General features: G+C 52.9%; 13 protein-coding genes and 1 rRNA gene. 13 read left to right on the plus strand and 1 reads right to left on the minus strand.

Going from position 1 to position 11,074, the window contains the following annotated elements:
• The first annotated feature begins 337 nt into the window (after window positions 1-337).
• From Q8Q07_05875 to Q8Q07_05915, 9 genes are all read left to right on the plus strand, one after another.
• On the plus strand, window positions 338-721 hold the full coding sequence (locus Q8Q07_05875) for a VOC family protein (GenBank protein MDP3879815.1): 384 nt from the start codon (window positions 338-340) through the stop codon (window positions 719-721).
• A 178-nt stretch (window positions 722-899) separates the two neighbouring features.
• A 5S ribosomal RNA gene (gene rrf / locus Q8Q07_05880) occupies window positions 900-1,017 on the plus strand.
• A gap of 157 nt (window positions 1,018-1,174) precedes the next feature.
• Window positions 1,175-3,649, plus strand: a complete 2,475-nt coding sequence (locus Q8Q07_05885) for an ATP-dependent Clp protease ATP-binding subunit (GenBank protein ID MDP3879816.1) — start codon at window positions 1,175-1,177, stop codon at window positions 3,647-3,649.
• 128 nt (window positions 3,650-3,777) lie between these two features.
• Window positions 3,778-3,999 (plus strand): biotin/lipoyl-containing protein, encoded by a 222-nt coding sequence (locus tag Q8Q07_05890; protein ID MDP3879817.1) that lies wholly within the window; start codon window positions 3,778-3,780, stop codon window positions 3,997-3,999.
• 24 nt (window positions 4,000-4,023) lie between these two features.
• Window positions 4,024-4,158: a hypothetical protein gene (locus Q8Q07_05895; GenBank protein ID MDP3879818.1), complete on the plus strand. Its 135-nt coding sequence runs from the start codon at window positions 4,024-4,026 to the stop codon at window positions 4,156-4,158.
• Window positions 4,158-5,300: a sodium ion-translocating decarboxylase subunit beta gene (locus tag Q8Q07_05900; GenBank protein ID MDP3879819.1), complete on the plus strand. Its 1,143-nt coding sequence runs from the start codon at window positions 4,158-4,160 to the stop codon at window positions 5,298-5,300. The genes Q8Q07_05895 and Q8Q07_05900 overlap by 1 nt, the downstream gene beginning before the upstream one ends.
• A gap of 65 nt (window positions 5,301-5,365) precedes the next feature.
• Window positions 5,366-6,703, plus strand: a complete 1,338-nt coding sequence (locus tag Q8Q07_05905) for an SLC13 family permease (protein ID MDP3879820.1) — start codon at window positions 5,366-5,368, stop codon at window positions 6,701-6,703.
• Window positions 6,704-7,452: 749 nt separating this feature from the next.
• Window positions 7,453-7,578: a hypothetical protein gene (locus Q8Q07_05910; GenBank protein ID MDP3879821.1), complete on the plus strand. Its 126-nt coding sequence runs from the start codon at window positions 7,453-7,455 to the stop codon at window positions 7,576-7,578.
• Window positions 7,579-7,618: 40 nt separating this feature from the next.
• Window positions 7,619-7,981, plus strand: a complete 363-nt coding sequence (locus Q8Q07_05915) for a c-type cytochrome (protein ID MDP3879822.1) — start codon at window positions 7,619-7,621, stop codon at window positions 7,979-7,981.
• Window positions 7,982-8,124: 143 nt separating this feature from the next.
• Here the strand turns inward: Q8Q07_05915 and Q8Q07_05920 are convergent, their stop codons facing one another.
• Window positions 8,125-8,511, minus strand: a complete 387-nt coding sequence (locus Q8Q07_05920; protein MDP3879823.1) for an emp24/gp25L/p24 family protein — start codon at window positions 8,509-8,511, stop codon at window positions 8,125-8,127.
• Between the two features lie 135 nt (window positions 8,512-8,646).
• On the opposite strand from Q8Q07_05920, the gene Q8Q07_05925 reads away from it, so the two are divergent.
• The 4 genes from Q8Q07_05925 to Q8Q07_05940 all read left to right on the plus strand — a co-directional run bounded on the left by Q8Q07_05925 (window position 8,647) and on the right by Q8Q07_05940 (window position 11,050).
• Window positions 8,647-9,048 carry a gamma-glutamylcyclotransferase family protein gene (locus tag Q8Q07_05925; protein MDP3879824.1) on the plus strand — a complete coding sequence of 134 codons (402 nt, stop codon included), beginning with the start codon at window positions 8,647-8,649 and terminating at the stop codon, window positions 9,046-9,048.
• Between the two features lie 316 nt (window positions 9,049-9,364).
• The gene (locus Q8Q07_05930) at window positions 9,365-9,610 is read left to right on the plus strand and encodes a zinc ribbon domain-containing protein (GenBank protein ID MDP3879825.1); all 246 of its coding nucleotides are present in this window, start codon (window positions 9,365-9,367) and stop codon (window positions 9,608-9,610) included.
• Window positions 9,611-9,659: 49 nt separating this feature from the next.
• Window positions 9,660-9,833, plus strand: coding sequence for a hypothetical protein (locus Q8Q07_05935; GenBank protein ID MDP3879826.1), 174 nt, complete (start codon window positions 9,660-9,662; stop codon window positions 9,831-9,833).
• Between the two features lie 101 nt (window positions 9,834-9,934).
• Window positions 9,935-11,050 carry a hypothetical protein gene (locus Q8Q07_05940; protein MDP3879827.1) on the plus strand — a complete coding sequence of 372 codons (1,116 nt, stop codon included), beginning with the start codon at window positions 9,935-9,937 and terminating at the stop codon, window positions 11,048-11,050.
• Window positions 11,051-11,074: the final 24 nt, after the last annotated feature.

The following is an 11,074-nucleotide window of genomic DNA, read 5'->3' on the forward strand; positions in this document are numbered from 1 at the left end:
ACCCTCTCCTTAAATCCCTTTCGCTCTCCCTTTCGTAAAGGGAGATGCCTCTGGCTACCTCTGTCATTTGTGCCTCCCCATTTGGCAATGAGCTTGTCCCGTGCTGGACACGGGAGGGATTGAGGGGGATACAGGGGGTGAGGGTGATAGTAAATATTTTTCTGTATCTATTCCCACCCGCCACCCTTTGGAAGTAAGTCAGGGGGATGGATTTCCCGTGTGCCCGTAATGACGGAGTGGGGGTAAGTCATCAGATTTGACGGCTCCCCCTGCCAGGGCTTACACTGGACTGAACCGGCCTGAATCAGGCGAGACTTATTATGTAAGGAGTTTTAAAATGCCCGTTTACTGGCATGACCACATCCACCTGACCACTCCGGACGCCGCCAAAACCGCCGATTTTTACGAGACCATGTTCAACGCCAGGCTGGTCAACACCCGCAAGACCGCCGACGGGCGCACCAGCGTGGAGCTTGACCTCAACGGCTCCCGCATCCTGATAATCGAGCGTGGTGATAAGGCATCCACCGCCACGGAGACCGGATACGGCATTGAGCACTTCGGGATATTGACGGATAACATCGAGGCTGCCGTGGCTGACCTGAAAACCAGAGGGGTCAGGTTCCGCGATGAGGTCAGGGAGGCATCACCCGGACTGAAAATCTGCTTCCTCTGGGGCCCGGAGAACGTGCTCATTGAACTGATGCAGAGAGGCCGCTAGCCGGCCGGGCAGCTTGCGCCAGCCCATGCTCAATATCGGGCAGGCTTGCCAAGCCATGGGGAAGATCCTGATAATATCGCAGTCGGGCAGGACAGACCGACACTTAAAAATAAATTTTGTCCGGGGCTTTTCTTATCCTCAGGTTTTGTGCTACAATACTCCTAGATAGTAGAAGTCTCCTAGTGGTTAGAGCGAGGTGGAACCACCCGTTCCCATCCCGAACACGGCAGTGAAACGCTTCAGCGCAGACGATACTGAGGGGGCAACCCCTTGTGGAAAATATGCCACTGCTAGGAGACTTCACTACCAAGAAGAAAAAGTAACCGCAGTTTTTATCCAGCCTTTCACTTTTATCACTGATCAGCCCAGTTGCTTTATACTGGAAGTTGATTTATAATAATATCAGTAAAGGTAACCTTGCGTAAGAACGGCAGGCGGTTCTAAGGAGAAAAGATGGCTAGCCGATTCGAAAAATTTTCAGAACGAGCACGTAGAGTTCTCACCTCAGCTCAGGAAGAAGCGCAGCACCTTAACCACAGCTACATTGGTACTGAGCATATCCTGCTGGGATTGATACGGGAAGAGGAAGGGGTAGCTGCCAAGGTACTAATCAATCTGGGCGCCAGCCTGGGTAAAGTGCGTTCCGCGGTAGAATATATCATCGGGCGCGGTGAGAAAGCCAGTACCAGTGAGATCGGGCTTACCCCCAGAGCCAAACGCGTCATTGAACTGGCGATAGACGAGGCACGTCAGCTGGGCCACAGCTATATCGGCACCGAGCACCTCCTCTTAGGGCTGCTGCATGAAGGAGAGGGAATCGCTGCCGGCGTACTGGAGAGCTTTGGTATCACCCTTGAGCAGGCGCGGGCTGAAGTAACCCGCATTCCCAGCCAGGGTTTAGCCAGGGCCAAAGTGACCCGCAGCGCCAACCGGACGCCGCTGCTGGACCAGTTAGGCATTGACCTGACTGCCGCCGCCCGCGCCGGGAAACTCGATCCCGTCATCGGACGGAACAAGGAGATTGAGCGGGTAACGCAAATCCTGAGCCGCCGCACCAAGAATAATCCGGCCCTCATCGGTGAACCGGGAGTGGGCAAGACAGCCATTGTAGAAGGCCTGGCCCACCGTATCGCTACCAGCGAGGTACCGGAGACACTGATTGACAAGCGTTTGATAACCCTGGATATGGCGGCGGTAGTCGCCGGGACCAAATACCGGGGCGAATTTGAAGAGCGACTCAAGAAAATCATCGAAGAGATAAAGACTACCGGCAACTGTGTCCTCTTCGTCGATGAGTTCCACACTATTGTTGGCGCCGGAGCCGCTGAGGGAGCGGTCGATGCCGCCAGCATCCTTAAACCATCGCTGGCCAGAGGCGAATTACAGTGCATCGGAGCTACCACCCTCGATGATTACCGCAAGCATGTGGAGCGTGATCCCGCCCTGGAGCGGCGCTTCCAGCCGGTACTGGTCGAGGAGCCTTCCGTAGAAGAGACCATAGCAATTTTGCATGGTATCAGGGAACGCTATGAAGAACATCACAAGCTTAAGATAAGCGATGAAGCAATAAACGCCGCGGCAACATTAGCCGCCAGGTACATACCTGACCGCTTCCTGCCGGATAAGGCTATCGACCTGATTGATGAAGCCTCATCACGGGTAAGGATTAAATCCCAGGTCAAACCCGTTTCTCTGCAGAAGCTCAAGGAAGTTGAGGAAAGTTACCGCCAGGATAAAGAGACCGCTCTGGCCGCTCAACAGTATGATTACGCGGCTGAGATACGCGAGAGAGAACTCCAGCTTGAGGAGAAGTCCAAAGAGCTGGAGCAACAGTGGCATACGGAACTGGTGCAGGAAAAGCCGGTAGTTACTGCCGAAAACATTGCCGAAATTGTCAGCATGTGGACCGGGGTTCCAGTAATACAACTGAGCGGTGATGAGACCAGCCGGCTATTGCAGATGGAAGAAGTCCTGCACAAACGTATTGTTGGACAGGATGAAGCGATAAGTACCATCGCCAGAGCCGTACGGAGAGCCCGCGCCGGACTCAAAGATCCCAGGCACCCCATTGGTAACTTTATCTTTCTCGGCCCGACGGGAGTCGGCAAGACAGAATTGGTCAAGGCACTGTCCGAGTTCATGTTCGGCGGCGAGGATTCCCTGATAAGGCTGGACATGTCCGAGTACCAGGAAAGACACACGGTATCCCGAATGGTCGGAGCGCCGCCCGGATACATCGGCTACGACGAGGGCGGCCAGTTGACCGAAGCCGTGAGACGAAAGTCATACTGCTGCATACTCCTTGATGAAATTGAGAAAGCGCATCCGGATGTGTTTAATATCCTGCTCCAAATCTTCGATGACGGGCATCTGACCGATGCCAAGGGCCGCCGGGTTGATTTCCGTAATTGTATCATTGTGATGACCAGTAACATCGGCGCCGAGCTTATCAGAAAGAGGAGCGTCATCGGCTTTGCCCCGCAAAGTGACGAAGCGAAGACGCAACAGAAAAGCTACGAGGGCATGAAGGAAAGACTGCTTGACGAGCTGAAGAAGACCTTCAAGCCTGAGTTTCTGAACCGGCTTGACAATGTGGTTGTCTTCCACTCGCTGAATAAAGAGCACATCCGTAAAATAGTTGACCTGATGCTGACTTCCGTCACCCAGCAACTGGCGGACAAGGAAATAAAGCTCGAGGTATCGGAGAGAGCCAAGGACTTCCTGGGAGAAAAGGGCTATGATGAAGTCTTCGGAGCCCGGCCGCTGCGGCGGGTAATCCAGGACAGGGTTGAAGATAAACTCTCTGACAGTCTGCTGCGCGGTCAATTCCGCGCCGGAGATACGGCAATAGTTGACCTGGAAGACGGCGAGATTGTGGTGCATCCGGCAGAAGCTGTCGGCGCACTGGCTGCGGATGATGAACCGTAAGTTATCAGGGTAGCCATAGGTGATTGAAGGGGCAGGGATAGAGCTTAGCTAGAGTACCTGCCCTTTTAGTTTGTCAGAATATAGGACCGGCCAGAAAGATGACCTGAGTACGGGAAAGGAGTCTGAAATTGGCGCAGGAAATAATCGAGGTTCCGATAACCGGCAAGATCACCAGCGTGGAAGTTAAACTGGATGATACTGTGAATGAGGGAGACGTAATTTGCTTTATCGAGTCAATGAAGATGGAGAACCCGATAGTGACCCCGGTAGGCGGTAAGGTTATCGAGATTAAAGTTTCCGCCGGGCAGATGGTGGAGACCGGGAACACAATCGCAATCATTGAGTACTGAGCAGAAAGTGTAGGCAAGGACAGGATGATTGATGCTCTTTGGATCGTTCTCCTCGGCATGGTGATTATTTTTGCGGTGCTGACGGTCTTATTAGGGGTTATGACCCTGGTGATTAGGTTTACCCGCCCCAAAGCCAAAACGGGGGAGAGCGGTAAATAATGGATATACCGGCGGGCGAATTTTTTGGTTTTCTCAGCTTGACCTGGCAATCGGCAGTGATGATGCTTATTGCCGGACTTTTGATGTGGCTCGGGATTGCCAGGAAGATAGAGCCGGTTTTACTGGTGCCCATCGGCGCCGGTGCGCTACTGGGCAACATACCCCTGGGCGGGATAACTGAAGAGGGCGGCTTACTGGCGATTTTGAGAGATGCCGGTATTCACACCGAGCTATTCCCCCTGCTCATCTTCATCGGCGTGGGGGCGATGATTGACTTTGAGCCTTTCCTGCAGAGACCATATACCATCCTACTTGGCGCCGCAGCGCAATTCGGCATTTTCGGGACCTTCTTTTTTGCTTATTTACTCGGTGATGGCTGGCTTCATATTCTGGACTTTAGCCTCAGGGATGCCGCCTCAATAGGCATAATTGGCTCGGCCGACGGTCCCACATCAATCTATGTATCAACGGTTCTGGGATCAAAATATGTGGCGGCGATTGTAGTCGCCGCTTATTCCTATATGGCACTGGTACCGATTATCCAGCCGCCGATAATAAAGGCGATGTGCAGCAAAGAGGAAAGAGCGCTGAAGATGGCGGTGGTTCCCGGAGCCACACCGCAAAGGGCAAAGATACTTTTCCCGATAGCTACCATCCTGGTGGTCGGATTGATTGCTCCCAAGGCAACACCGCTCATCGGCGCTCTCATGTTCGGGAATCTGCTGAGAGAGTGCGGGGTAGTGAAAAGCCTTTCCGAGACCGCCCAGCATGAACTGGCCAACATTGTTACGATTCTGCTCGGTGTTACCGTCGGCGGCATGATGTCAGGAGCGGAGTTTTTGAAGCCGGAAACCATCCTGATATTTGTCCTGGGGATAGTCGCCTTCAGCCTGGATACTGTTGCCGGTGTCCTGCTGGGGAAGATGATGAGCGTTCTCTCGGGACGGAAGATCAACCCCATGATTGGTGCCTGCGGTATCTCCGCTTTCCCCATGTCGGCCCGGGTCATACAAAAATTAGGACTGGAGGCTAACCCGCAGAATCACCTGCTGATGCATGCTGCCGGAGCCAATACTGCCGGCCAGATCGCTTCGGTGGTGGCCGGTGGCGCTATACTAATGCTTATTCCCCTCTTTGCTTAAATAGTCTATACTGATAAGAACCGGACTAAATCTGTATATGCGGGACTGGTGGTGCTCCTTTAAGAATGATGGAACCTATTGTGGCAATCACTCTGGTCATCTTCCTGGTCACCATCGGGCTCATCATCTGGGGTAAGTGGGATAGAACCGTAGTCGGCATTATCGGCGTAGTCCTGATGGTAATGGTGGGGACAATGGCCGAAACCGAAGCGTTCGGCTTCGTTGACTGGAATATAATCGCCATCCTCTTCAGCATCTGGATAATCGCCGCTTACTTTTCTGATACCGGAGTTCCCCAGTTTCTGGCGATAACCATCCTCAGGCGCTCCGGTAAAAATGTCGGTATTTTTCTCTTCTGGCTCGGTATACTTGCCGGCTTTATCTCGATGTTAATTGACAATGTCGTCATTATTCTGATGATGGCTCCGGTAATCTTCCACGTCACCAAGAAGTTGAAGCTGAATTCTTTCCCTTTTTTAATAACCGTCGGCCTGGCGGCTAACTTCATGGGCACGGCATTGCTCCTCGGTGACCTGCCGCCCCAGATGTTCCACTCGGTTACCGGCATCGAGTTCAATGAATTCATCTGGCAGATGGGCAGACCCTCTTCTTTTCCGTTATTGACCGCCACCTTTCTGGCCACTATGTTCTTCATGTACCGGTACAAGCTCAGAAAGCTATTTCCGCCAATGGATGCTGCCGTTATTGACGAAATCTGCCAGGAAGAACCGTGCGAATACCTGAAGAAGAAGAGCTTTGTCATTATCAGCCTGGGACTTTTTCTGGCTACTATTCTCGCCATGTCCTTCCGCGAGGTAATTGGCTATAATCTGGGCTTCATTGCCCTTACTGGTATGAGCCTGCTGGTCATCATCAATGAGATCTTTGCCCGTCACTTAGGCGGGCCTTCTTTTGATGATATACTCAGGGAGATTGACTGGAAGGCTTTGTTCTTTTATATTGTCCTCTTCGTACTGGTGGGGGCTATTCACCATGTCGGTATCATCAAGATGATTGCCGATGCCCTGGCACCTTATTTCCAGCAGAATCTCATTCTTGGTTCCAGCCTGCTCTACTGGGTTACTGCCCCGATAGTAGGCATCGTGGAGCATGATGCCTATATCCTGGTCTTTCTCTATCTGATTCGGGACCTGGCTCCCTCGTTGGGTATCAGCCCGTGGCCGCTGGGCTGGGCGCTGCTCTGGGCAGGCACTCTGGGCAGTAACCTGACCATCGCCGGGGCTCCGGCCCTCTTCGTCGCCCAGGGTCTGGCAGAAAGGGAGGGAGGCAGCAAAGTGCGGTTGAGAGAGTTTTTCAGCTATTCCGTACCTTTCGTCGTGTTCAGCCTGGTGGTTCAGTACATTCTTACCCTGATTTTCTGGATAATACCTTTTGCGTTTTAGATCGCCGTAACCTCCCCACTGACCACGTTTCGTGGCTCTATGTGTCCCTGGTATGATGCCATTAAACGCTTCTCCTTCTACCTTGAAAATGACTGGAAGAACAGGGCATCTAAGAGGAGAGAGGACTATCTTCCATATTGAATGTCATTGCGAGGAGCACGTTCACTTCGCTCAGTATGGCAATCCGGGAGGGGTTGCAGCTTCCCCACCACATGAGATTGCTTCGCCCTCGGGCTGAACTCGGGCTGAAGCCCTCGGGACTTCGGCGTGAGCTCAGTCGAACGCTGAACTCGGGCTGAAGCCTTCCGCCTATAACGGAATCGTCTCGCAATGACACCGCCAACCAAAACCGAATAATACCTTTCAGACTGCAAAAACTCGAAATCAAGCGCTGCCATCAAGGACGCCGGCTCGTCTCACGCCACAGGGCGGCTAATTCTGTTATAAGATAAATTGCGTATGACTACGTATTCCCTGAAGAGAGGAAAGAAGATAAACTATATAAAGAGTTGCTTGATTTAGCGTGGCTGGGAGACCCCGGAGCTTCCGAGAAGGCCTGATGTCTTTATGATTGGCGGCCTGCGGGCAAGGGAGAAGACCGTGAAAAAGTCAACCTCTTTCAACGAAGACCAGCTTGAAGCTCTGAGACGTAGAGGTGAGGCCGCGGGCATCTCGCGGCGCAGGTTCGTCACCTTGCTCGGTGGTGCGAGCGCTGCTGGGAGTTTTCCTTCGAGGCGCGGCCGGGCGATATGACAATCATCCCGCGGGCGATTTATGAAAAAGGGGATATGCAGTATGACATCCCGCAGCAAAAATGGAACCAACTCGGGTATGCCTTCGGCGCTATGGTGCCCCACCCGGTCAGGGTGGTATAAAGGTAAGCCTGTGCTCTACGCCTTGACCTTGGTGATCCTTTTGGCTCCGGTCATCCTTGCCGCGTGCCGGGCGGAGCCGCCGCCCGCCGTTCCGGTTTCCGATGGAGAAAGCCTGGTAGCCGCGGGGAGGACCGTCTTTGTCAATAACTGCGCCCGGTGCCATGGCGCCAGAGGGCAGGGCGCTTTCGGCCCAACCCTCGTCGGAGATGGCGTCCTCGATAAGTATGAAAATGCCCAGGCACTATTCGATATGGTTTCCGTGGCTATGCCTTATGACGCTCCCGGCACGCTCTCCCGGGAACAATACCTGCAGGTTATCAGCTTCCTGATTACGGAGAACCAATATACCGCGCCGAAAGAGATCGAGCCGGACAGGCTGGCCGACATCTCGTTGAGCAGGTAATGCGGCGTTGGTTTGGCAGGGACTTGCCTCCGGCGCCCAGGAAATTCTCTGTGGGGGAGGTGGTGCTGCCGGAGGGCTCAACATACGGCAAGTAACAGTGCCAATCGCTGACCTGGTTTCCATACCGCGGGTCCGCTTAGAGACTACCGCACGCGATAGCGTAAGGAAACCTGGCGGGGAGACCCGCCGGATATGGAATTATCAAAATACAAGGTATAGGTACCCGTGTTTTGTGCCCTGATTTCGAAGCTATGTCCGCCCACAGCGCGTTCAACGCCGTAAACCAGTTCCCCCTCGGGGCCGGTTACATAGAAATCGATGGAAGCGCGTTCGCCGCTAACGCTGAAAGTGCCTCCCACGATCCGTCGTTCCTGCAGCAATACTGCCACTGTATGTTTCTGCCCCGGCTCAACAGTAAAGGATTCCTCGATGAAAGACGAGCCAGCCGGCGCTCCGGGAAACGTGGCGCACCCGGCCAGCGCCATCGCCAGAGTCAACTGTATCAGGATAACCAGGCTAATCCGTTTCATCACAGTATTTTAATGCTTATCAAGCCAGCACGCAATACGTACTGGCTTCAGCCTGGAAGTTGCCATTTCCTGATAGATACGGTATTATGACGCCGTTGAGTTATTCGGTGCTTTAGCGTTTATATGGTGTCAGCAATGTACTATTTTGCCTATGCCTCCAATCTAAACCACAAGCAAATGAAGGAGCGCTGCCCGGACAGCAAGCCGGAGTTTACGGCTACCCTGCCTAATTATAAACTGGTATTTGTCGGCTGGTCCCGGCAATACCACGGGGGAATAGCCAGTATCAAGCCATTAAGGGGGGAGAAGGTGCTGGGGGCTGTCTATGAAATTTCGGACAGGGATTTGAGGAGACTTGACAGCTATGAGGGTTATCCCAGAGACTATAACCGGTTCAATGTCACCGTATTCAGCGAGGACGGGGAACAGGTACCGGCAATAACCTATATCAAGGCCGGTCGCGCGGAAGAGACACCGCCTTCACCGGAGTATCTGGCAATAATTCAGCAGGGGTACCGGGACTGGGAGATAGTTTAATCCGGCGGCAGTGCCCGGCAGGGAGGACTCCGCCGGGAAATATTGACTAACGGATTTTATTAGGCTACAATGGAGTTAGCAGTCTGGTGGGGAGAGTGCTAATCCCAGTATGGTAATCGGTCGCCCGGAATATGGAATTTCAATGTTGCTTCGATTAACCGGAAGGCAACAATAAGTCCTGTGATTCTTTAGCGGGACTGCCAGACTTTTTTAAGGTGTCAGTTGTTTTTATGCCATCTCTAGCGATGATAATCCAGCAATTTCTCTTAAACGGATAATTACTTGAGGGCATGACAATAACAAGGAGGTGATAGATTTGCCCATTTACGTATACGAGTGTCCCTGTTGTTCATCCCGTTTCGAGCTAAGGCAGAGCTTTAGCGATAAGGCTAAGGGAACCTGTCCACAATGCGGTGAGGACGCCACACGTATCTTCTGGCCGGCTCCCATAATCTTCAAGGGGTCCGGGTTCTACGTTACCGATTACAGGAATGACCGTGGCCATGCTTCAGGTAATGGCAATGGTGACGCCAAGGTCGGCAGTAAAACGGAAGACGCGTAGTGTGCGGAGAAAGTCTGTCCCCTATCCCGCAGATTAGAGAGGAATGATAATGGCAATGAAGACCGAAGCAGACAATGAAGGTGCAAAAGCAACGGAAATCGGGGAGATAACCTTTACGTGCAAGCTGTGTGAGAAGTCCAGGCCGCTTGATGATATGGTGGTGGTAATGAAATATTTCCCGCCAGTGGTAGTATGCCGTGATTGCGAAAAGAAGATACGGTAGGGACTAAGGACTTAGCACTGCGCGCGTCTCTGTCAGATAACTGTTAAAAGGTGAGAGATTGCTCAAATCAATCTCTCATTTTATTTTTAGACTACTGGAGAATGAGCAAAATGACCCTGGCTATATTGTATCGTCCGGAATTAAGAGAGTATGATTTTGGCCCCGGGCATCCCTTTCGCGGGGACCGCTACGAGATATTCCCCCGGTTTCTACGGGAGAACCTGACTGAGAGTAGCTATCAGTTTCTCCAGGCGGAGCCGGCAACTGATGAAGATTTACTATTAATCTGCCAGAAGGACTACATTGATTTTACCCGGGGGTTTTACCGGGCGGCAAACCTGGGGCTGACTTATCCCGACGAGTTTTACCGGTTTCAGAGCGGGGATAACCTGCCCGCCGCCAAACCGGGAAAGCTGGAAGAAGCCGCCAGGTTGATCGTTGGCCAGGCGAAGATGGCCTGTGATTTGACTCAGCAGGGTGAATTCGCCAAAGCGGTGTCTATCGGCGGGGGGATGCATCATGCCCGCGCGGCTTACGGGGAGGGATTTTGCCTTTATAACGATGTTGCCTTCTGCGGGCTGTATTTATTGAAGCAACATAAGCTGGAAAGAGTCCTGATACTGGATACGGACGCCCATACCGGTAATGGTACCAGCGAATACTTTTACCAGGAGCCGAAGGTGTTGTTCATTGACCTGCACCAGGACCCCAGAAGCATCTATCCCGGTACCGTTTTTAGCTATCAGATTGGCGTCGGCAGTGGAAAAGGCTTCACCGTCAACGTCCCGATGCCGGTCAATGCCGGTTATGATTCTTACCGGCTCGCTTTTGAAGCGATTGTGGAACCACTGGCTGAGGAGTTCAAGCCGCAGGTGATAATCCGCAACGGCGGCTCGGACCCCCATTTTGCGGATGGGCTGACGTCTCTGGGGCTGCCGGTGAGCGGCTTCAGGATGATTGGAGAGAAGGTCAGGAAGATGGCCGGGATTTATGGTGACGGGAAGGTTATTGACCTGATTGCCTCCGGTTATAACAAGAAGGTACTGCCCTATGCCTGGCTGGCCCTGGTTACCGGACTGGCTGATATTAGACTTGAAGTAGCCGAACCGGAGCCGGTCCCGCCCGGATTCGGCGCGGATCCCGCTTTGCCGGAGACGGAAAAAGTCGTCAGGGAAGTTAAGGAACAGCTTAAAGACTACTGGTCATGCTTGAGATAAAGTGCCGGCTGCGGTAAGTATATC

The organism is Dehalococcoidales bacterium (genome assembly GCA_030698765.1).
GTDB lineage: Bacteria > Chloroflexota > Dehalococcoidia > Dehalococcoidales > UBA2162 > JAUYMF01.

Coding starts and splice junctions, on each gene's coding strand:
- Q8Q07_05875 (MDP3879815.1), top strand. CDS start 338: ATGCCCGTTTACTGGCATGACCACATCCACCTGACCACTCCGGACGCC.
- Q8Q07_05885 (MDP3879816.1), top strand. CDS start 1,175: ATGGCTAGCCGATTCGAAAAATTTTCAGAACGAGCACGTAGAGTTCTC.
- Q8Q07_05895 (MDP3879818.1), top strand. CDS start 4,024: ATGATTGATGCTCTTTGGATCGTTCTCCTCGGCATGGTGATTATTTTT.
- Q8Q07_05900 (MDP3879819.1), top strand. CDS start 4,158: ATGGATATACCGGCGGGCGAATTTTTTGGTTTTCTCAGCTTGACCTGG.
- Q8Q07_05905 (MDP3879820.1), top strand. CDS start 5,366: ATGATGGAACCTATTGTGGCAATCACTCTGGTCATCTTCCTGGTCACC.
- Q8Q07_05910 (MDP3879821.1), top strand. CDS start 7,453: ATGACAATCATCCCGCGGGCGATTTATGAAAAAGGGGATATGCAGTAT.
- Q8Q07_05920 (MDP3879823.1), bottom strand. CDS start 8,511: ATGAAACGGATTAGCCTGGTTATCCTGATACAGTTGACTCTGGCGATG.
- Q8Q07_05925 (MDP3879824.1), top strand. CDS start 8,647: ATGTACTATTTTGCCTATGCCTCCAATCTAAACCACAAGCAAATGAAG.
- Q8Q07_05935 (MDP3879826.1), top strand. CDS start 9,660: ATGGCAATGAAGACCGAAGCAGACAATGAAGGTGCAAAAGCAACGGAA.
- Q8Q07_05940 (MDP3879827.1), top strand. CDS start 9,935: ATGAGCAAAATGACCCTGGCTATATTGTATCGTCCGGAATTAAGAGAG.